The 21,005-nt window shown below is 54.3% G+C and carries 20 protein-coding genes; 8 read left to right on the top strand and 12 right to left on the bottom strand.

The window, feature by feature from the left end:
* Positions 1 to 12: 12 nt before the first annotated feature.
* The gene (locus M2406_RS06790) at positions 13 to 483 is read left to right on the top strand and encodes a VOC family protein (RefSeq protein ID WP_135344286.1); all 471 of its coding nucleotides are present in this window, start codon (positions 13 to 15) and stop codon (positions 481 to 483) included.
* Between the two features lie 209 nt (positions 484 to 692).
* Positions 693 to 2,030 carry a D-serine ammonia-lyase gene (locus M2406_RS06785; RefSeq protein WP_259189383.1) on the top strand — a complete coding sequence of 446 codons (1,338 nt, stop codon included), beginning with the start codon at positions 693 to 695 and terminating at the stop codon, positions 2,028 to 2,030.
* On the opposite strand, the gene M2406_RS06780 is transcribed toward M2406_RS06785, so the two are convergent.
* Positions 2,027 to 2,860 carry an IclR family transcriptional regulator C-terminal domain-containing protein gene (locus M2406_RS06780; protein WP_012145242.1) on the bottom strand — a complete coding sequence of 278 codons (834 nt, stop codon included), beginning with the start codon at positions 2,858 to 2,860 and terminating at the stop codon, positions 2,027 to 2,029. The two genes, M2406_RS06785 and M2406_RS06780, sit on opposite strands and share 4 nt — an antisense overlap.
* 23 nt (positions 2,861 to 2,883) lie before the next feature.
* Positions 2,884 to 3,528, bottom strand: a complete 645-nt coding sequence (locus M2406_RS06775; RefSeq protein ID WP_012145241.1) for a TetR family transcriptional regulator — start codon at positions 3,526 to 3,528, stop codon at positions 2,884 to 2,886.
* Positions 3,529 to 3,954: 426 nt separating this feature from the next.
* Between M2406_RS06775 and M2406_RS06770 the strand changes: the two genes are divergently transcribed.
* The gene (locus tag M2406_RS06770) at positions 3,955 to 5,316 is read left to right on the top strand and encodes an MFS transporter (RefSeq protein WP_390901862.1); all 1,362 of its coding nucleotides are present in this window, start codon (positions 3,955 to 3,957) and stop codon (positions 5,314 to 5,316) included.
* 2 nt (positions 5,317 to 5,318) lie between these two features.
* Here the strand turns inward: M2406_RS06770 and M2406_RS06765 are convergent, their stop codons facing one another.
* From M2406_RS06765 to M2406_RS06750, 4 genes are all read right to left on the bottom strand, one after another.
* Complete coding sequence (locus M2406_RS06765) at positions 5,319 to 6,437, bottom strand: DUF4056 domain-containing protein (RefSeq protein WP_259189382.1); 1,119 nt, start codon at positions 6,435 to 6,437, stop codon at positions 5,319 to 5,321.
* Positions 6,437 to 7,567, bottom strand: a complete 1,131-nt coding sequence (locus M2406_RS06760) for a BamA/TamA family outer membrane protein (RefSeq protein WP_259189381.1) — start codon at positions 7,565 to 7,567, stop codon at positions 6,437 to 6,439. The genes M2406_RS06765 and M2406_RS06760 overlap by 1 nt, the downstream gene beginning before the upstream one ends.
* Positions 7,567 to 8,505, bottom strand: a complete 939-nt coding sequence (locus M2406_RS06755) for a hypothetical protein (RefSeq protein ID WP_259189950.1) — start codon at positions 8,503 to 8,505, stop codon at positions 7,567 to 7,569. The genes M2406_RS06760 and M2406_RS06755 overlap by 1 nt, the downstream gene beginning before the upstream one ends.
* Positions 8,506 to 8,617: 112 nt before the next feature.
* Positions 8,618 to 8,872, bottom strand: coding sequence for a hypothetical protein (locus M2406_RS06750; RefSeq protein ID WP_259189379.1), 255 nt, complete (start codon positions 8,870 to 8,872; stop codon positions 8,618 to 8,620).
* Positions 8,873 to 9,353: 481 nt separating this feature from the next.
* Between M2406_RS06750 and M2406_RS06745 the strand changes: the two genes are divergently transcribed.
* From M2406_RS06745 to pcaC, 4 genes are all read left to right on the top strand, one after another.
* Positions 9,354 to 10,709 (top strand): MFS transporter, encoded by a 1,356-nt coding sequence (locus tag M2406_RS06745; protein ID WP_259189378.1) that lies wholly within the window; start codon positions 9,354 to 9,356, stop codon positions 10,707 to 10,709.
* Positions 10,710 to 10,719: 10 nt separating this feature from the next.
* Positions 10,720 to 11,898: a 4-hydroxybenzoate 3-monooxygenase gene (locus M2406_RS06740; protein WP_115184634.1), complete on the top strand. Its 1,179-nt coding sequence runs from the start codon at positions 10,720 to 10,722 to the stop codon at positions 11,896 to 11,898.
* 133 nt (positions 11,899 to 12,031) lie between these two features.
* Positions 12,032 to 13,390 (top strand): 3-carboxy-cis,cis-muconate cycloisomerase, encoded by a 1,359-nt coding sequence (locus tag M2406_RS06735; RefSeq protein WP_259189377.1) that lies wholly within the window; start codon positions 12,032 to 12,034, stop codon positions 13,388 to 13,390.
* On the top strand, positions 13,383 to 13,772 hold the full coding sequence (gene pcaC, locus M2406_RS06730; RefSeq protein ID WP_012145232.1) for a 4-carboxymuconolactone decarboxylase: 390 nt from the start codon (positions 13,383 to 13,385) through the stop codon (positions 13,770 to 13,772). Before M2406_RS06735 ends, pcaC begins: the two co-directional genes overlap by 8 nt.
* Here the strand turns inward: pcaC and M2406_RS06725 are convergent.
* From M2406_RS06725 to pcaH, 3 genes are all read right to left on the bottom strand, one after another.
* The gene (locus M2406_RS06725; RefSeq protein ID WP_259189375.1) at positions 13,769 to 14,704 is read right to left on the bottom strand and encodes a LysR substrate-binding domain-containing protein; all 936 of its coding nucleotides are present in this window, start codon (positions 14,702 to 14,704) and stop codon (positions 13,769 to 13,771) included. The two genes, pcaC and M2406_RS06725, sit on opposite strands and share 4 nt — an antisense overlap.
* A gap of 96 nt (positions 14,705 to 14,800) precedes the next feature.
* Positions 14,801 to 15,424, bottom strand: a complete 624-nt coding sequence (gene pcaG / locus M2406_RS06720) for a protocatechuate 3,4-dioxygenase subunit alpha (protein ID WP_026142383.1) — start codon at positions 15,422 to 15,424, stop codon at positions 14,801 to 14,803.
* A complete protein-coding gene (gene pcaH / locus M2406_RS06715; protein WP_012145229.1) occupies positions 15,424 to 16,152 on the bottom strand; it encodes a protocatechuate 3,4-dioxygenase subunit beta in 729 nt (242 codons plus the stop codon). Before pcaH ends, pcaG begins: the two co-directional genes overlap by 1 nt.
* Positions 16,153 to 16,720: 568 nt before the next feature.
* On the opposite strand from pcaH, the gene M2406_RS06710 reads away from it, so the two are divergent.
* Complete coding sequence (locus tag M2406_RS06710; protein ID WP_259189373.1) at positions 16,721 to 16,933, top strand: hypothetical protein; 213 nt, start codon at positions 16,721 to 16,723, stop codon at positions 16,931 to 16,933.
* 356 nt (positions 16,934 to 17,289) lie between these two features.
* On the opposite strand, the gene M2406_RS06705 is transcribed toward M2406_RS06710, so the two are convergent.
* The 3 genes from M2406_RS06705 to M2406_RS06695 form a co-directional block, all read right to left on the bottom strand.
* Entirely contained in the window at positions 17,290 to 18,726 is a 1,437-nt protein-coding gene (locus tag M2406_RS06705) for a 6-phospho-beta-glucosidase (RefSeq protein WP_259189371.1), read from the bottom strand.
* Positions 18,727 to 18,849: 123 nt separating this feature from the next.
* Positions 18,850 to 19,584 (bottom strand): MurR/RpiR family transcriptional regulator, encoded by a 735-nt coding sequence (locus tag M2406_RS06700; RefSeq protein ID WP_012145227.1) that lies wholly within the window; start codon positions 19,582 to 19,584, stop codon positions 18,850 to 18,852.
* Between the two features lie 90 nt (positions 19,585 to 19,674).
* Positions 19,675 to 20,982, bottom strand: coding sequence for an MFS transporter (locus tag M2406_RS06695; protein WP_259189369.1), 1,308 nt, complete (start codon positions 20,980 to 20,982; stop codon positions 19,675 to 19,677).
* Between the last annotated feature and the right edge of the window lie 23 nt (positions 20,983 to 21,005).

Here is a 21,005-nt window from a genome sequence, read left to right as displayed (position 1 = left end):
GGAGGGGGTATCGTGAAAATTACCCAACACCTGTGGTTTGAGAAGGATATGGAAGCGGCGCTGCGTTGCTATATCGCTTTGATCCCCGGCTCTTCCCTGACCTGGCAATCTACCTTGCCGGCCGATACTCCCAGCGGCCCGGCCGGCAGCGTAAAACTGGCGTCTTTTATCCTTGGCGATCAGCGCTATGCAGCAATTGAGGCCGGCCCGTTGGATGCTTTCAATCACAGTTTTTCCATTATGGTCGAATGTGCCGATCAGGCAGAAGTCGATCGACTTTGGCAAGCGCTGAGTGACGGTGGCAAGGTTGAGCAGTGCGGTTGGCTGCGCGATCGCTGGGGGCTGAGCTGGCAGATAGTTCCCAAGCGGTTGGCCGAACTGATGAGTGACTCCGACAGTGCGAAGGTACGCAGGGTCACCGAAGCGATGCTGCAGATGGTCAAACTGGATATCGCCGGATTGGAGGCGGCGGCGCGCGGATAAGATTACGCGGGTTGATGCCCCGTAGCATCCAGAGTTACGGGGTATTTAAGGTGATTCAGCATCACTCAAACCGTCAGTACGGCTGATAAATTGACGAGCATCATCTTTTTGCATCAATTCTGCTCACGCAAGGCTCAAATTTTATCATTTGTCAGCCTGGGGAAATCGCTGCACCCTAGAGCTAACCTTATGCAGCGCAGAGAACAACCATGGAAAAGACACAGATTCAGCAGCTGGTTAAGCAATTCCCGCTGGTGCAGGAACTGATCGAACTAAACCCGGTAACCTGGTTCAACCCACGAGCGACCACTTTGCAGGCCGGGTTGCCGTTCGTTGGGCTGGATGCCGCAGACGTGGCCGACGCAGAACAACGTCTGGCGCGTTTCGCCCCTTATCTGAGTGCCGCCTTCCCGGAAACCCGAGCCGCAAATGGCGTGATTGAATCCGAAGTGGTGGCGCTTCCTGCAATGCAAACTGCGCTCGATCAACGTTATGGCTTGTCGCTAGCCGGCCGGTTGCTGTTGAAAAAGGACAGCCATCTGCCAATTTCCGGTTCGATCAAGGCGCGCGGCGGTATCTACGAGGTGCTGGCGCATGCGGAAAAACTGGCGCTGGCAGCGGGGCTGCTGCAACTGACGGACGACTACGCCAAGCTGTTCTCGGCGGAATTTCGCGAATTCTTTGGCGGTTACCGCATTGCCGTCGGCTCGACCGGTAATCTGGGCATGTCGATCGGTATTATCAGCGCCCGGCTGGGGTTTAGCGTGAGCGTGCATATGTCGGCGGACGCTCGCGAATGGAAAAAACAGAAGCTGCGTGACAATGGCGTCAACGTGGTGGAGTACGAACAGGATTATGGCGTTGCCGTTGAACAGGGCCGTTTGCAGGCGGCGAGCGATCCGCGCTGTTTCTTTATCGATGACGAGAATTCACAGACGCTGTTTCTGGGCTATGCCGTGGCCGGTGGCCGTCTGAAACGTCAGTTTGCCGAAAGTGGCGTCCAGGTTGATGCTCAGCACCCATTGTTTGTTTATTTGCCTTGCGGCGTTGGCGGCGGGCCAGGCGGGGTGGCCTTTGGGCTGAAACTGGCCTTTGGCGACCATGTACACTGCACTTTTGCCGAACCGACGCATTCACCTTGCATGTTGCTTGGTGTGCATACCGGCCTGCACGATGGTATCGCGGTACAGGATCTGGGCATTGATAACCAGACCGCGGCGGACGGGCTGGCGGTAGGGCGCGCATCCGGCTTTGTCGGCCGGGCTATGGAGCGCCTGCTCTCCGGCTTCTACACCCTCAGCGACCGCGAGATGTTTGCACTGCTGGGGTTATTGGACAGTCATGAGCATATTCAGCTCGAACCTTCAGCATTGGCGGGGATGCCGGGGCCGTGGCGCGTGACGGCTGACACTGAGTGGTTGGCGGCTCAGGGTTTGAATGAGCAACAAATGAAAAATGCCACCCACCTGGTGTGGGCGACCGGTGGCGGCATGGTGCCTGAGGCGGAAATGGCCAAGTACCTGGCCAACGCACGCCAGTCGATTTAGTGGTTTAGTAGCGAAAGTTCCTGTGAGCCTTCGAGCAGGATCGGCAGGATACGTTCGGTCAGTTCGCTCAGCGGGACATGGCCGGCCTGCACCCCAACGTTTAACGCGGCAGTGACGCCGCCGTTGACCGAGGTAATCGGTACCGCGATGGATCGCAGACCGATTTCCAACTCCTGATCGTTAATCGCGTAACCCTGAGCGCGAACCTTATCCAGTTCTTCACGCAGTTTATCAATCGAACTCAGGGTGTATTGCGTGTAGCGCGTCAGGGTGATGCGTTGCAGGTAATCCTCACGCTTATCAATCGGCAAATGGCTCAACAGCACCCGGCCCATCGAGGTGGCGAAGGCCGGCAGGCGGCTGCCGATGTTCAGATCTATGGTCATGATGCGTTCGGCAGAGGCACGGGCGATATACAAAATATTGTCGCCGTCCAGCGTGGCGATAGAACAGGACTCATTCAACAACTGGCTGATGTGTTTCAGCACCGGCTGGGTGGCTTTCGCCAGCGGCGTGGCACCGAGATAGGCATGGGCCAGCGTCAGGATCCGTGGGCGCAGCTCAAAGTTTTTGCCGTCCTGCGCGTAAACAAACCCCAGCTTGTTCAGGGTATACAGGCAACGACGCACCGCAGCGCGTGGAATGCCGGTTTTCTGGCTGATTTGTGAAATCGACATCAGGCGACGCTGCGGAGTAAAAGCCTGGATCACCTCAAGGCCGCGGGCCAGCGAGGCCATAAAATTGGGGTCGCCCTTAAAGGGATCGCCGCTGGCGGCGGACACTAAACTATCAGGCGCGGTGATTTCTTCGCCGTCGGTGATTTTGGTCATCACAATCTCCCAGGGAGCAGTGCTTACAGCGCCAGATAGCGCAGGGTGGCCACTACGGCCAACTGACGGATATGACGAACCTGATCTTCCGGCGGTTGATGGCTTTCAAACAGGGCATTAAAGGTGTACTGGTTGGCAACGTAGTGGAAACAAAGGCTGCTGATCAAGCGATGCACGTCGGCTGCGCTGGCGTCCGGCGTGAACAGTTTTTCTTGCTTGCCGCGCTGCAAGATATCTTCCAGCAGGGTCAATGCACTTTGATTTAACGCCTTAATACGTGAAGACTGGCGTATATACTGGCCGCGCATCATGTTTTCCATACAGATCACCCGGATAAAATCGGGGTGTTCAGCATGGTAATTAAAGCTTTCTTCGACCAAACGAGTCATGGCTGCTACCGGGGCTAATGCTTGCAGGTCCAGCCCGGTTTCATGTGCGCGAATATGCTGATACACGTGTTCCAGCACCTCCAGGTACAGTGATTCCTTGGTCTTGAAATGATAAACCACCATGCGTTTGGTGGTGGCCGCGTGCTCGGCAATGTTTTCCATGCGGGCACCTTTCAGACCGGCCTCGGCGAACTCGGCCAGCGCCGCAGCGAAAATACGCTGTTTCAGCCCGACAGGGTCGTTTTTGCGTTTAGTCGCGGGGAGATCATCATTGTTCAAAACATCAGTCACTTATCTTGGAGGAACACCGGTTAAGAGTAACTGGGGTGACCCGGTAATACAATCCGCTGCCGCTGCGCTTTTGTGAACGACGTCATATTGCTCACACGTAAACCCTGGCGACGATAACCGCAGGGTTGGGAAGATCCCTCTCACAATTTGACAACATTATTTTCCGCGTGCCCAGGGTGTATTTCCGGTCAGCAAAGGGCATTTATGGCTCAATCCCAGCGTATTGTCTTGTCGGTGAAAGCTGCCGTGGTTTTTTTGATGGTGAGCGAACGTACCATTGGGTTCAATGAGCGCCAGCTTATCAATAATCTCCGTTGCCGAGCCGCACGGGAGTTCTTACAGTAGACGCCAGAATCTTTAATCTCGGTTCGATTATCGAACATTTGCATTTATTGGCGTCTGTACCAAGGAAAAATTGTGGCTTCAAACGAAATTGATGTTCGAACGCTGATCAACGATCGTCCGATATGCGGCTATCAAAAACTGATTATTCTGCTGGGTTTTATCGTTATTGCGCTGGATGGCTTCGATATTACCCTGATGGGGTTTATTGCTCCTGAGCTGAAAAGCCAGTGGGGCGTCAGCAATCAGCAACTTGGCATGGTGATTAGCGCCGCGCTGGTTGGCCTGACGATCGGTGCGCTGCTGGCCGGCCCGCTGGCCGACTGGCTGGGGCGTAAAGTGATCATTATCAACAGCGTGTTCTTTTTTGGCCTCTGGACGCTGGTCACTGCGTTTTCGCACAATATCGATCAAATGATATTTTTCCGTTTTATGACCGGGTTGGGGCTGGGGGCGGCAATGCCGAACGTCGGCACTTTAATCTCCGAATATGCGCCGGAAAAGAAACGTTCCTTCATTATCACCGTGGTATTTTGCGGTTTTACCTTCGGTGCCGCGCTGGGCGGGTTCGCGGCGTCATGGGTCATTCCACAAATGGGGTGGCATGCGCTGCTGTTGCTCGGTGGCATATTGCCGCTGCTGAGCGTTCCGCTGTTGATAGCCAGGCTGCCTGAGTCGGTGAGGTTTTTGGTTACCCGGCGAGCCAGTAATCAACGCATTGGCAAAATTGTGGAAAAACTGGCGCCGGGCAGTACCAATGCCGAAACCCGTTATACGCTGCCGCCACTGGTGGCACCTGGCAAGGGAGCCATGCAGATTGTGATCTCGCGGCAGTACCGCCTTGGCAGCCTGATGCTGTGGCTGGGTTATTTCATGGCGCTGTTTCTGGTTTATCTGCTGGGCAGTTGGTTACCGACGCTGGTAAAAGGCATCGGCATGAGCGTGGCGCAGGCGGCGGTGATTACCGCGCTGTACCAGGCCGGCGGTACCTTAGGCTCGCTGTTTGCCGGCTGGCTGATGGATAGGGTGGATCCACACCGGGCGCTGGGCATGATTTACCTGCTGGGGGCGGGGCTGACATTGTCGATTGGCCTGGCGTCACACAGCAGCCTGATGCTCGGTGTGTTGGCACTGGCCTGTGGTTTTTGCCTGAACGGTGCCAATACCGGCATGAACGCGCTATCGGCGCATTATTACCCAACTGAGGCGCGCGCCACCGGGTCTAGCTGGATGCACGGCGTTGGGCGTATTGGTGCCATCCTGAGCGCCTTTGCCGGTGCGGAAATGCTGGCATCAGGCTGGGGGTTCGACCGCATTTTTGCCATTATCGCCATTCCGGCGTTGATCACCGCCTGTGCCATCTTTATCAAAGGTGCCAGAGGGTATAACCGTCAGGCGCAGTTGGTCAGCCGGGAAACCGCTAAAGGCCTTTGATCTCACTGATTGAGCCGTTGCAATTGGATTTGATCGGCCTGCCGCGCCTGCTCTGCCAGTGAGGAAAACTGTGCCGGACGATAGAATGTTTTGGGCACCGGCAGGCGGCGCATATCGCTGCCTTTATGAATTTGCAGTTCGCCCAGATGGCTTAAGGTGAACCCGGCTATTTTCACCGGCATGGTCAAGCGATACGGCGGTGCCTTTTCGAAAGGCACTGCGGTAGGAATTCGGTTTTCGCCAAGCGAGTAATTCCGTTTCAGGACTAAAAATTTATCGGGCACCCGGCGTTTGCTGTTCCACCAATCGCCATCGACTTCACGGAATTGGCGTTCTGTTTCAGCCTCATTGACTGCCTCAAGGCCGATTAAAGCTTGTGAAAGCGCCTTATCCATCGCCAGATTATAGTTCTCCACAGAGCCGGCATGCCCCTGCAAAATCACGTTTACCGCCAGCCTCGCTCCCAGCAAATTTGCGTAAAGGTCTTCCGGTGAAAAAGCAGAAATTTCCTCAGAAAATCCGGCGACAGACTGGAAGCCGTACCACTGGGCGATTTCATGCCACTGTGCCAGTTGAAACGCCACATGCCCGGCCAGCCAGGCCGCCAGATTATATCTGTCGGTCATCGATGCCGGAGGAGTAAACGCGTAAAACTGAGCGCGTCTGAGCCCTAATTCCTCACTGTAAAACAGGCGCCATTCGCGGCCCAGTTTCGGATACAGACGAGTGAACAGATAAAAGGTGTTATCGGCGGTATCGCGAACATGGGCGATATCAATAAACCCGCCGCGTCGCGTATAGATAAGCCCGTTGGCTTCGTCGCTCAGACCAACGATATTTTTCACCGCGCCCAGCGCACTGTCATTGTAGTGATGGTGGCCTAGCGTACTGAGTGAGAGCAGGTTGCCAATTTGATAAACGGGAATCGGGATACCGGCCGCGCGCACCTGTAGGTTATAGCCAAATGCACAGCAAGGACGAAGTGATTCCGGTGGCGAAAGGTTTTGCGCGACGGGCCAAATGCGTCTTGCCTGCTCAAAGGGTAAAACGTCGGTCTTGCCCGGTTGCGCCTGTGCCAAACTGGCGACAGCCAACGACAGAGCGAGAAAAAAAACACGCATTAAAAGGCCTCCGCGACCTGAAAATAAAATCCTGCGCTCTCACGTCCCACGCCGAGATCGAGTCGCAGATTCATATTAGGTTTTATTTCAAAACGATAACCCGCACCCAGGGTCGGCAGAATAGGGTGTTGTCCCATTTTATCCAGGCTGCCACCCAGCGAGCCGGCGCCTAGCCAGAGTACGTAGCCGTGCCGCCAGTTTAATTTTTTGCGGTATTCGATTTGGCTGCTCACGACATCTTTGTCACGGTATCGCCCCTGATAATAACCGCGTAATCGGCGGTCATCACCGGCCTGTGAAAGGCGATCCCATGGCACATCTCCGCGGGCAAAACGTCCCCAGGCATCGAATGCCAGCACGTCATTGTCGTTAAGCGGAAAATAGTAATTGTATTGCAACTGCAGGGCGGTGAAATGGGTATCCGAACCCAGCGATGGATCAAACAGGCTGTAGCTGGCACTGGCATACTGCCCTTTTTTCGGCTGCGTGATGGCGTCGCGGGTGTCGTAATTGAGGGCGAAAGTGGCGCCAGAACTCAGCGGCGTTGTGGAGTCCGTATAGCGAGAGAAGGTATCGCCAGGCTGCGGATCATCAACTTTGGCATTCAGCGTGGAAAAATCCCAGCCCACACCAGCATAAAGATTATCGACCAGCCGATAAAAAACCTGCGGATGAACGCTAAACGAATCCTGAGTATATTTCTGGCTCGAGCCCTGCGCCGCATCGTAGCCCACGCCCCAGAATTCCGTCGGGATCTTGGCAACCGAACCTACCACAAAGAGACGCCACTGATCATCGCTAAAGAACGTGTAATTATTCAGACCCAACCCCAGGGCGCCACTGGTGCTGACAAAACCGGTAAATGAGATAGATGAGTTTTGCGTGACCTGATCGTGTGGATCGACCCGATAAAGCCCGGCCGCTGCTGCCCCCAAGCCCAGTTTTAACTCAGGGGTATAAAAAGGGCCGGGTAACACCGTCCAGTTCACGCCTTTAGCCTGGTTGTATTGGTCGTCGGCCCCCATGGTGCCGAGAAACGCATCAATGGATTCACGCGTAAGCAGCTCCGCATGAATAGGGGCAACCAACAGGCTCAGTAGTCCACTCAGGAACCGCACGGGTATCTTCATTAGAATCGATATTCACCCGCCAGGAAAAAATTGTTTCGCTCATTGAAACCGACCTCGGCCAGGACGTTGAAGTTCTGTGTGAGTTCGTACTGCGCCCCAATCAGCGTATTCCACGGCGAGGAGAGATGCTGTTTGACATCAAAGCGCCCGGCGTTGTCCTTATTCACGGCGTCAATCAATGGCTGAAGTTCTGCCGGCATATGCAGATCTGAAATATTGCCTTTAAACTCCTGGTCCACATCCTGATACATGCTGCCAATCCACAAGCTCAGGTGAGAAGGGCCAGAGATAGCAGGCATATCAAAGCGATAGCCCACGCGTGGTGAAACCGTAATGGCTGAAATTTTGCCATCCAGAATGTCAAACTCCGTGCGGGTATAATTGGTGTCAACCAGTGCAAACCATTTCTCGTAGCCCCCTGCCAGGGTAAACCCGGTGCCCCAGGTGGTACCTTTAAAGTCGAGAGCAAAATCAATGTCCTGCAGATCGCCATTTTGATTAAGGCGATGGACCGCAGAGGCGATGATACGATCGATACCGGTGTATTTCGACGGATCGGCATCGACAGAAACCTGGGATAAAGATGACCCTCTGGTGTGCCCGACCAATCCATAAATGTTTAAAAAGGGGAAGACCCACATATCCAGCCGAAGGTTCTCGCTTTTGCTGCGCTGGCGTGTCTTCCCGACATCAATATTGAACAGATCGCTGGGGATCGGGTGATCGCCGAGTTTCAGACCGGAAAACGTAATGCTATCGACATCAATATTCTGACGTATATTCATGTAACTGAGATTGACGCCAAACGGCAGCGGAATGCTATAGCCGCGTGCGCGGGCCTCATCCCCCCAGATAGGAAAGGTGCTGTCGCTTTGAGCCGGGGCATGGGTTGCCGCACCAAAGGCGGCACCCGACCACAGCAACAGGGGGAGAATCATTCGTTTTGCGTACTGGAGCGGGAGATGATTGCCGCTATTTTGGCAATGCCACGGTATTGTCATTATTTGATTCTCCACGTCAGGCAAGGAACCAGCAGGGCACTCAATTTTGTCATGAGGGTTTATCCGGTTGCACGGCCGGCGCGGTGTACCAGTGATCCTGACTGACCATCACCGCATTTTCGGGCTGAAGCACGAAGTTAGGCGACATAATCTGGACGTTAAATTCATTGAACACATCCTGAATGTGGCTACGTATGCGGGCTTTTTCTTGTTCGGTGGCGAGTTGGCGCGGTTCAGCGCCAAAACACAGGGAAGAAATCAGAAATAACAGACAGCAAACAACGCCATTCACTTTCTTGCTCATGGTTACCTGCCCAGTCAGTAATTTATTTTTATTATTTTGTGCTCTTCAATTTCAGCTTAGCCCAGACGCTTGTGCTTTCAAGTCGCTCAATCAAGCTCGGTTTTTGCGACGTGCAATTAAAACTGCCGGTCGAAGCAGACTGAATCCCAAAGCCAGACAACGGCTGAGTAAATAGCCATGGAACAGGATCAGGAATGGTTTCATCAATGTTAATTGGCTCACAGAACCCATACGCCATATTTTTCCGTAAAAACATGGCATCCAATTGATAATAATACTCTTCCTGTAAAACAGTCCTTTTCTCGTTCGGTTATCGCACGCTAATTAATTTAACAATATTGAAACTTATTGTTGGCGATGCTTTTATGGGAAGGCGATTAACGAACCAAGTTTCGATAATCGCACAAATGCGACTTTGCCAGGGATAGGCCTGGCCGTTACCGCCGGGGCTATTTAGCCTGGCCAACCCAGGAAGCGCACTATGTCCCAGTCAAATACCATAGAAATTCAATCATTTATTAATAACAACCCGTTCTCCCGCTACCAATGGATGATCTTGATACTGTGTTTTTTAACCGTGGCGCTGGACGGTTTCGACACTGCGATCATCGGTTTTATCGCCACCTCGTTGGTACAGGATTGGGGAATAGAGAAAACCTCGCTGGGGCCGGTGATGAGCGCGGCGTTGGTGGGGCTAGCTGTGGGGGCGCTCACCGCCGGGCCGTTGGCGGATCGCATCGGTCGCAAGAAGGTGTTGGTGCTGTCGCTGGTGCTGTTCGGCGGTTTCAGCCTGTTGACGGCGTTCGCCACCACCTTGCCAATGCTGACATTATTGCGCTTTTTAACCGGGCTGGGACTGGGTGCGGCAATGCCGAACGCAGCCACCCTGATGTCGGAATATGCGCCGGAACGCAAGCGTGCGCTGCTGGTCAACCTGATGTTCTGCGGCTTTCCGCTCGGGTCATCGATGGGCGGTTTCGTTTCCGCCTGGCTGATCCCGCACTTCGGTTGGCAGAGCGTGATGGTGCTGGGCGGTGTGATGCCGCTGCTGTTGGCGGTGGTGCTGATTGTCGCGCTGCCGGAGTCCGCCCGTTTTATGGTGGTGCGTGGCTATCCGGCACAGCGTATTGCCGCGGTGCTTAAGCGCATTGCACCGCTTAATTTAACCGAACTGCCGCGCTTTAGCCTGGTTGAAGAGGGCCAGGTGAAAGCCAAATCGGCACTGGGAGTGATTTTCTCTCCACGCTATCTGTTGGGCACCCTGATGCTGTGCCTGACCTACTTTATGGGCCTGATGATCTTCTATCTGCTGACCAGTTGGTTACCGCTGCTGATCCGTGAAACCGGCGCGTCCATTCGCCAGGCATCATTGATTACTGCGCTGTTTCCTTTGGGCGGTGGCATTGGCGTGCTGATCATCGGTTGGCTGATGGATCGAATGAATCCGCACAAGGTGGTGGCGGTGGGCTATCTGTTGACCGCGCTGTTTGTCTGCGCCATTGGCTACGTTTATACCGATCCCATACTGATGGCGGTGACGGTGTTTATCGCCGGTACCTGCATGAACGGCGCACAGTCCTCAATGCCGGCGCTGGCCGCCGGTTTTTACCCGACGCAGGGACGGGCGACCGGTGTCGCCTGGATGCTGGGGCTGGGGCGTTTCGGTGGCATTCTTGGCGCGATGAGCGGCGGGGTGCTGATGCAAATGCAGCTGTCATTCAGCACCATTTTCACCCTGCTGGCGATCCCGGCGCTGGTGGCGGCACTGGCGCTGATAGTCAAACATTTTGCTACCAGGGCAACGGCATTGGCCGGCTCGCTCAATAAGGCTTTATAAGGAGATAACCATGCGTACACAAATAGCAATTATTGGTGCCGGCCCGGCCGGATTGATGTTGTCGCATCTGCTGCATTTGCAGGGCATTGAGTCAGTGGTATTGGAAACTCGCGGCCAGCAGGCGGTGGAATCCACTATTCGCGCCGGAGTGCTGGAGCAGGGAACGGTTGATTTACTCAATCAAACCGGGCTGGGTGAGCGTATGCGCGCAGAAGGGGCGCAGCACCATGGCATCCGGCTGGCATTTGGCGGTCAACAGCACCGGATCGATCTGACCGAACTGACCGATCGGGCAATCACCGTCTACGCCCAGCATGAAGTGTTGAAAGATTTGATTGCTGCGCGGCAGGCGGCAAACGGACAGCTCCATTTTGAAGTGGAACAGGTGGAACTCAAGGCGCTGGACAGCGAGCGGCCACAGGTGCATTACCGGCATCAGGGCGAGCAACGGCGAATTGACTGTGATTTTGTCATTGGCTGCGACGGTTTTCACGGCATTAGCCGGGCCGCGATGCCCGGCGGACTACGACAGGACTATACCCGGATTTATCCCTTCGGCTGGTTCGGTATTCTGGTGGAGGCCCCTCCGTCCAGCGATGAGCTAATCTATGCCCGACATTCACGAGGATTCGCGCTGATCAGCACCCGTTCGCCTGGCGTTCAGCGGATGTATTTCCAGTGCGACCCGACGGAAAACGTTGAGCAATGGTCGGACGATCGCATCTGGAACGAACTGGAGAGCCGGCTGGAGAATCACGATGGCTGGTCGCTGAAAAAGGGCCGTATATTCCAGAAAAACGTGGTCGGCATGCGCAGCTTCGTCACCGAGCCGATGCGGTGTAAACGCCTGCTGTTGGCGGGGGACTCGGCGCATATTGTACCGCCGACCGGGGCCAAGGGGCTGAATCTGGCGATGGCGGACGTTTGTCTGCTATCGCAGGCACTGGAGACGTTCTATCGCCACAAAAGCTGGCGGCGGCTGGACAGCTACAGCGACGATGCTTTGCAACGCGTCTGGCGTGCGGAACATTTCTCCTGGTGGATGACCAACATGTTGCACACCCGCAGTGACGACAGTGCGTTCCAGCAACGCTTACAATTATCGGAGCTGCAATACACCGTGAAGTCGCGCAGCGCCATGACGGTGCTGGCAGAAAACTACGTCGGCTCACCGTTTCAGATGATGTGACCCGACAAATATCACAAAAACCAATAAATTCGCTCAATGTACCGATAATCGCCCAGCGTCTCGTTTAGCGGTCTTGACGCTGCTGACCGCGCCGCGCCATCATCGGATACTCGCCTTTTTGCCTGGAGGAACTATGGAGTTACTGACGCCGCTGCTGCGGTCTTCGGCGGTGACCCCTTGCTTTAGCGATACCGCTACGTTGCAGGGAATGCTGGATTTCGAAGCAGCGCTGGCCAATGCACAGGCCGGGTTGGGCATTATTCCTGTCGAAGCTGCGCAGCACATTAGCGAGGCTTGCCACAGCCATTTATTCGATGCGGCCGATCTGGCACAGACGGCCGCGCAGGCAGGCAATCTGGCGATCCCGTTGGTTAAGCAATTAACCCGCCAGGTTGCACAGCAAAATGCCGAAGCTGCACGTTTCGTTCACTGGGGGGCAACCAGCCAGGACGCCATTGATACCGGGTTGATACTGCAACTGCGGCAAGCCATCGAACTGACGCGCAGCGATTTGAACCGGCTGATTGCGGCGTTGGTATCACAAATGACTCGCCATCAGGATTGCGTGCTGGTCGGCCGCACCTGGATGCAACACGCTTTACCCACCACGTTGGGGTTAAAGCTGGCGGGCACGCTGGATGCCTTGTTGCGCTATCGACAGCGGCTGGATGAAATGCGGCCTCGCGTGTTGGCACTGCAATTGGGGGGCGCCGCTGGCACCCTGGCTTCTTTGGGTGAGCAGGGAAGTCTCCTGGTGACGGAGTTAGCCAGCGGGCTACAACTGACCGCCGCAAATACTCCCTGGCACAGTCAACGCGATCGCCTGTTGGAGATTGCCGGTTGGTATGCTGGGTTATGTGGCTCGCTGGGCAAACTGGCGCGTGATATTTCGTTACTGACACAGACCGAAGTAGCGGAAGTTGCTGAACCGGTGGCGGCTGGGCGCGGCGGCTCTTCGACCATGCCGCACAAGCGGAATCCGGTGGCCTGCGCGGTGATCCTCGCCGCGGCCAATCGGGTACCTGCGCTGGTTGGCGGGTTATATGCCGCCATGGTGCAGGAGCATGAACGCGGCCTGGGCGGTTGGCACGCCGAATGGGAAAGCCTGCCGGAGTTGGTGATGTTAACGGCGGGGGCGCTGCACACCGCCGGGGACCTGATTGACGGGCTGCAGGTGTTTCCGCAACAGATGGAACATAACCTGAAGTTAACCCACGGCCTGATCATGGCCGAGGCGGTCACCATGGCATTGGGTGACGTCATGGGCCGCCAGCAAGCGCACCAACACATCGAAAAACAGTGTCATCTGGCGCTGGCACAGCAGCTCACGCTGCTAGAGGTGTTACTGGACGACCCGGTCGTCATGGCGCATTTATCTGCCCAGCGGCTGGCCGAGCTGTTGGATCCCCAGCAGTACCTCGGTAGTGCAAAAGTCTTTACTCAGCGGGTGCTGGGACAGGCCGCAACTTCAGGAGCAAATAAACATGAATGATCAACAACGTTATCAGCAGGGTATTGAGGTGCGCAGAGCGGTACTGGGGGATGCACATGTGGATCGTACCCTCAGCCAGCTCACCCCGTTAAATGAAGAGTTCCAGGATTTTATCAGTCGCTATGCCTGGGGGGAGATCTGGACCCGACCGGGGCTGGCTCGTCATACCCGCAGCCTGATCACCATAGCGATGCTGATCGCCCTTAATCGCGAAGCCGAACTGCGCATGCACCTGAAAGCGGCGGTGAACAATGGAGTGACTCGCGAGGAGATTAAAGAAGTGCTGATGCAAAGTGCGCTGTACTGCGGCCTGCCGGCGGCCAACTCGGCGTTTCATCTGGCGGCAGAAGTGTTTGCCGAACAGGACCGAGAGGCCGACTAAGCGGAACGCACCGCGCCAGTGATACCACGCACGGTGGAGATAAATGCCAGTACGGCCTCGCTTAATTCACCGTCGTTACGGGTCAGAATGCCTACCGCTTCTTCCATCCCCTGAGTCGGCAGCGGCAGCGGGATCAACTGACCGGCGGCAATATCGGCTTTCACCGCGCTGGAAGGCACAAACCACAGATAGTCAAATTGCAGCGTCATCTGACGGGCCAGCGAAGCGGACAGCGTTTCTATGTATTGGCCGGGCAGACTGAAGCCCTGGGTTGAAAGCAGACTCTCGGTGTTGTGGCGCGGCACCGTGCCCTTCGGCGAGATAATGGCAGGATAATGCAGCGCGCGCTCCAGAGTGATGGTCTCGCTTAACAGCGGGTGCCCCGGACGCGTCACCATCAGCAGTGACTCCAACAGCAACAGCTCGAAAGCCAGCCCGCTCATCATTTCCGGATCGGCCATGCGGCCAATCGCCACGTCAATCTCACCCGCTTTGAGCTGTGCCAGCAACTCGGCATTTTTGCCGGTAATCACCTGAATGCGTGAATGTGGGTGGGCCTGCTGATACTGGCCGATGGACTGCGGCAGCATGCCCAGTGCGGTGGTCGGTAGCGCACCGATACGTAATACCCGCGCAGGTGCATCGTCGAGCCGGTCAAGCGCGTGCCCGGCGGCGGTCAGCGCCTCCAGCACCCGCGTGGCATAGCCGAGGAACTGCTCCCCCTGTTCGGTCAGCAGGGTTCCCTGGCGGTTACGCACCAGCAGGCGGTTGCCAGTTAGCGCTTCCAGTTCGCTCAGCGTCTTTGAAAGTGCGGGTTGGCTCAGGTTCAGCTTATCGGCTGCGCGGCTCAGCGAGCGTTCCTGCGCCACGGCAACAAAGCCGTTGATGTGGCGTAAACGCATGCGTTGGATGAATAAATTTGCTTTTTTCATCCCCCAGTGTAGGGAGTTTTTCCCATCGCTAACAAGTGACGGCGGCCGCATTTTTGCACTGACGTACGATTTTTTGCGGCCGCAGACTGGCGGCGTTTACAGGTCGAAGAACACCGTTTCGCCTTCGCCCTGGATCACGATATCAAAACGATAGACCAACTCTTCACCCCGGCGTTCTGGCTGGGCAATCAGCGTTTTTCGCCGTACCTCGAGCTCGATCAGGTTCAGTACCGGATCCTGCTGATTAGCGGCATCCTCATCGGCAAAATACAGCCGGGTGTGCAGGCCAATATTGATACCGCGCGCGACGATCCACAGGTTAATGTGCGGTGCCATCATCCGGCCGTCCCGGCCACAGACGGCACCCGGCTTGATGGTTTCAAAGCGGTAGAGACCGGTTTCAAAATCGCTGCAGCTGCGCCCCCAGCCCCGAAACGCGGCATCCAGCGGTTTGTTTTGTTGCTGGTCGCCGGGGTGGTTATAGCGGCCGTGACTATTGGCCTGCCAGACTTCCAACAACACATCGCGGATAAGGCTGCCGCTGCCGTCAAACACTCGGCCTTCCAGGGTAATGCGTTGGCCCTGAGTTTCCGGCTGGGTCAGTACCTGGCCGAAGTTATTCTCAAAAATCTCAAAACCCGCGGCCAGAGGAGCGAGGCCTATGTGCACATAAGGCCCGGCGGTTTGCGACGGAGTTTCCAGAAGGTAGTTTTGCGGCATCATGCTTTCCCCTGCAGACGGTTTTCAAACAAGGTGGCGCGGTGGCCGCGTAACACCAGATCGAAACGATAGGCCAGGCTGTCCAACTGTACCGCGGCGGTTTTGTCCAGTCCGGCAATCAGTGAGCGCACCGCATCGTCATTTTTGATGGCGCGCACGATGGGGCAACTGGCAATCAACGGGTCGCCCTCAAAGTACATTTGAGTGATCAGCCGTTGGGCGAAAGCGCTGCCGGAAAGCGAGAAGTGAATATGCGCAGGGCGCCAGTCATTGACCCGGTTGCGCCAGGGATAAGGGCCGGGTTTGATGGTGCGGAAAAAGTAATAGCCGTTTTCATCGGTTAATACCCGGCCGCAGCCGCCAAAATTGGGATCTATCGGTGCCAGATACTGATCCTTCTTATGGCGGTAACGCCCACCGGCATTGGCTTGCCATACCTCGACCAGCGCATTGCGCATCGGCAAGCCGTTTTCATCACGAACGTAGCCGTGCACGATAATCCGCTCGCCGATCGGCAAGCCTTGTTTGGCGTAGTTGAGGATCAGGTCGTTATCCAGTGCGCCGAGTTCGTGTTGGCCAAATACCGGCCCGGTGATCTCGGACAGTGAGTTTTGCAGGGATATCAGCGCATTTTTAGGTGAGCGCAGCACGCTGGTTTTATATTCCGGTGCCAGCACCGGCGGATGGCGATCGTAGTTACGTTGGTAGAGTTCATCTATCTGGCTCATGCGGAAATCCTCATGGCGTAGGCAGGGTGCAGAGGGCTGATCTGTTTTGGTTTAATGTCAGCACGAAGGGGAGAACAGCTTTCCCTATCCCGAGTCTCGCAAGCCAGGGTGTTACAAGAAAGTGAAATTTAGCGGTGTTTTGCATAACCTGGGGTTATGTTCGTGAGGAAAGAATGGCGATCACGTAACAAAGCCATTACAGATTTGCGGACCAATGATGTAAGACAAAATATCATTATAATTCACTGACATATGAATATTTATGTGATCACTACCTCCTCAAATTGGAACAGTCATAAGTATCGCTCAGGTGTGAAAATTTTTCATATGCGTAGGAAATGAATCACTACAGGTCTACATTGCTGATAAAAATCAACCGATTATAAACCTGCAGTATCTCTTCCTAAACCGACATAGAAATTGATGAAATATTTCGTTTCACTTGTTGACATTTTACTTACGTATGGCAATATCGCCACAAAGAGAACGATAATCATTATCAACAATTTTTTGCTAACTGAAGCCCGAGGGTTACTCTTTGGCGGCTTGGCAGGAGAATATTTAGGTAATGGAAAAAAATAAAATCAATCCTGCACTCGATTCAGTTCCTTCACAGAGTGATTTAAATAAAATATTGAATGACCCTAATTGGGGGGATACGCATTTTCAAAAAATATCAGGGTTAACCGGTGGCAAGTATAAAGAAGCTTTGCAGAGGTCAGTGGATGACCCATCCTCGTGGAATAATTTAATGAAGCAAAAATGTACTCGATGTCATTAATGAGGTGACAGGTTTGAATATTTTCATATACATCATGATTTACATTTCTTGGTATGGAGTTTTCTTTCTTCTAAAGAAGAGATTGTATAAATTAAATACTTTATACTCTCTAATTCCTGCATTTTTAACGCAGGTTATAGTTGAGAAGTTTTCCTAATAAAAATAAATTTGTTAAGTTATATCGCTTATCGAGTTTTTTAAATAGGGGCGGAGAATCTTAGTGAAAATCATTTCTGGTTTAAATTAATAAGCTTGATGGCTTTATCGTTTTTTCCATTTTATGCTTTCTCTATAGAAAAGCCTATAGAGAAGTAGGTTTAAGGGCGGCAACGCCGCCCTTAAGAAAATAGATATGACTAAAGCTGTTCGCCGTTGCTGGCGATCACGCGGCGGTACCAGTCGAAGCTCTTCTTGCGCGATCGCTCCAGCGTGCCGGTGCCGTCGTCGTGTTTGTCGACGTAGATAAAGCCGTAGCGCTTGCCGTATTCACCGGTGGTGAAGGAAACGCAGTCGATACAGCCCCACGGGGTGTATCCAATCAGATCCACGCCGTCTTCGATCACCGCTTTTTTCATCTGGTCGATATGCGCACTCAGATAATCGATGCGGTAGTCATCGTTGATTTGACCGTCGGCCTCGACCTTGTCGAAGGCACCAAAGCCATTTTCAACGATAAACAGCGGCTTCTGATAGCGCTCGTAGAGCACGTTCAACGAATAACGCAGGCCAACCGGGTCAATCTGCCAGCCCCAGTCGGAGGCTTTAACATGCGGGTTAGGCACATTGCCGGGGAAACCGAACATCGGGTCGCTGCTGCTGACCGCATCAGCCTGCAGGGCGTTGCTCATGTAGTAGCTGAAACCGATGTAATCCGCGCAGCCTTCACGCAGGGTTTGCTCGTCCTGTGGCTGCATTTCTATCTGGAAACCTTTGCGCTGCCAGTCACGCAGCAGGTACGACGGATAGTAACCGCGCACCTGAACGTCGGTGAACAAATAACGCTGGTGCATGGCTTCGACGCTGTACATCACGTCATCCGGCTTGCAGGAGAACGGGTAGAAGGGCACGCAGGCCAGCATACAGCCGATTTTGAAGTCAGGGTTAATCTGGTGGCCCAGTTTCACCACCTGGGCGCTGGCAACGAACTGATGGTGCAACACCTGATACAGCGTTTGTTCCGGGTTTTGTTCTTCACTGTAGACCACGCCGGAGCAGCAGTAGCCGAACAGCGGATACTGGTAGTTGCTCTGGTTGTTGATCTCGTTAAAGGTCATCCAGTATTTGACTTTGTGCTGATAACGGCGCAGTACCACTTCACTGAAACGCACGAAGAAATCGACCACCTGACGGTTTTTCCAGCCGCCATACTCTTTGACCAGATGATAGGGCATTTCAAAGTGGGACAGGGTGATCACCGGCTGGATATTGTATTTGAGCAGCTCATCAAACAGATCGTCATAGAATTGCAGACCGGCTTCGTTCGGCTCCAGTTCGTCACCCTTGGGGAAAATACGCGTCCAGGCGATTGAGGTGCGGAAGCATTTGAAACCCATCTCGGCGAATAGCGCGATATCCTGCTTGTAGCGGCCGTAGAAATCCACTGCCTCATGGTTAGGATAACGATAACCTTCCAGTACGCCATCGGTCATTACGCGATCCACGCCGTGCGCGCCACCTGACAGTACGTCAGCAATGCTTGGGCCTTTACCGCCCTGATCCCAACCACCTTCAACCTGGTGTGCGGCGACCGCGCCACCCCACAGAAAATCTTTCGGTAACTGTTGCTGTTTCATCGTTGGTTTCTCATTCGCTTATTAATGAAAGGTAATGAGAAGATACTAGCAAGCTGGAATAGAATGTCACGATATAACAAAATAGCGTTCGGGTAACTTGTCACATTAAAAAAACAGGCTGTTTTATTTTGCGGCGTTAATATGGCCCAACCGCTTGCCGATGGTTTCGATAATGTAAATGACCGGGATCTGGGTGGTGATGTTATGTTGCCCAGCGATCAGCTGTTGGGGAACGTGATAGGAGAGGTTGAAGTCCGCCATACGTGCCAGCGACGAGGTTTCGTTGTTGGTGATGCTGACGATTTTGCAGTGGTGCAGGCTGAACTGGCTGGCCAGGCGCAGGATCTCTTCGGTTTCACCAGAGACGGAAAGCATAATCGCTACCGCACTTTTATACATGTCGCTATTGACCGGATAATAAGGGTCATCAATATGGGTGCTGAATTTCCCCACGTTGGAAAAGAAACGAGCGCCATATTTACCCAATGCCCCCGAGGTACTTACCCCGACGAAAATAATGCGTTCGGCGGCGGCAATATGTTGCACCGCCTGGTCAATCAGCTGATTAAATTCGTCGTTGTTAATGCTCTTAAAGAAACTGATTATTTCGCTGGTGCCAAAGTCTACCGGCGGCGCTTCGTTTTGCTCAAGATATAACTTAAAGCGAATACGGAATTCGGAATAACCCGCGCAGCCCATTTTCTTGCAAAAACGCAGCACGGTGGTGGTGGACACCCCGGCGGCCTCGGCCAGCTCGCGGATGGTCATATACATCACCGCGTTTTTGTTTTTGATGACGTAGTTATAAATCATCAACTCCAGCGTATTGAGTTCGGCAATGGCTTTATGGGTAAACATAGACCTATCCGGCGAGTAACAACAGACCTTAATCAGAGCGGGCTAACATAACAAATTTTGCCGCTGCCCGCTCATGGTTTTCGTTGTTATTCAGGCGCGTTTGGCCTTATCCAACAGTGGGTCATGCGCCGGCTCGCTGCTGGTCAGGTCACATTCTTTCGGCAAGCGCCAGGCGATAATACCGGCGATGATCAGCGATACCGCCAACGCGCAAACCGCGACGTTTTGACCGTACAGGTAGATCATCACACCGACCAGATAAGGCCCGCAGAAACCACCCAGATTGCCCAGACCGTTAATCACACCGCGCGCGCCACCGGCCACCTCCGCCGAAGCGATACGCCCTGGCATCGACCAGAACGGGCTGGTTGCCGCCTTCAGGAAGAAGCCGCACACCACTAATGCGATATAGGCCGCCACCACGTTATGGCGCAGCACCACCGAGGCCAACAGCGCAGCGGCGAAGCAGAACAGGGAAACCATTACCCACAGGCGGCGCTTGCCGGTTTTATCGGTCAACACCGAAATCAGATAAATCCCCAGCAGGGTGGCGACGAACGGCAAAATGGCCAGGAAACCCACCGAGGCCATATTGCCACCGGTCAGGTTTTTCAGAATGGTCGGCAACCACAGGGTGTAACCATAGTCACCGGTCTGGTAGAAAAAGTTCAGCAGGACCAGCTTCATCAACCCTTTGTTACGGAACACGTCTCTCAAAGGTGCGTTACTGACCGGCTGGGTTCTGCTGCGGGCCTGACGTTCGCGCGTCAGCTCGGTGATCAGATATTCGCGCTCACGGGCCGGCAGCCAGCGCGCCTCCTGCGGCCGATCGCTGATCAACAGCCACCAGACGGCCAGCACCACCAGTGACAGCAAACCTTCAAGGATAAACAGCCAGCGCCAGTCGAGCTGGTTGATGATGGCACCAGAAATGGGGGCGGTCAGCATGCCACCCAGCGGGGCGAACATCATCACGAAGGCGTTGGCGCGACCCAGTTCTTTTTCCGGGAACCAGTTGCTGATCATGGTCAGCACCACCGGCAACATACCCCCTTCGGAAATACCCAACACAAAGCGCAAGATCAGCAATTGATAGTGGTTAGTAACAAAACCGGTAGCCACCGAAACCACCGCCCAGGCGCACAGTGACCAGGCAATAAAACGTTTGCCGCTACCGTTAACCGCAATGCGCCCGCCGGGAACCTGCAAAAACAGATAACCGATAAAGAAGATGCCGCTGGCCAAACCGGCCATCTGGCTGGTGATGCCCAAATCACTTTCCATCCCGCCGGGCAGGGCAAAACTGATATTGACCCGGTCCATAAAGGAAATAATGCAGGCGATCAGGATCGGGGCAATAACCCGCAGCCAGCGGGTGTTGGGTATTTTATTATCCATGGCGATCTCTCTTTATAAGGCGC

This window comes from Serratia sp. BIGb0163, from assembly GCF_024809935.1.
Classification (GTDB): domain Bacteria; phylum Pseudomonadota; class Gammaproteobacteria; order Enterobacterales; family Enterobacteriaceae; genus Serratia; species Serratia quinivorans.
Note: the sequence above shows the minus strand (reverse complement) of the source record. Positions and strands in the feature narration are given on the sequence as shown.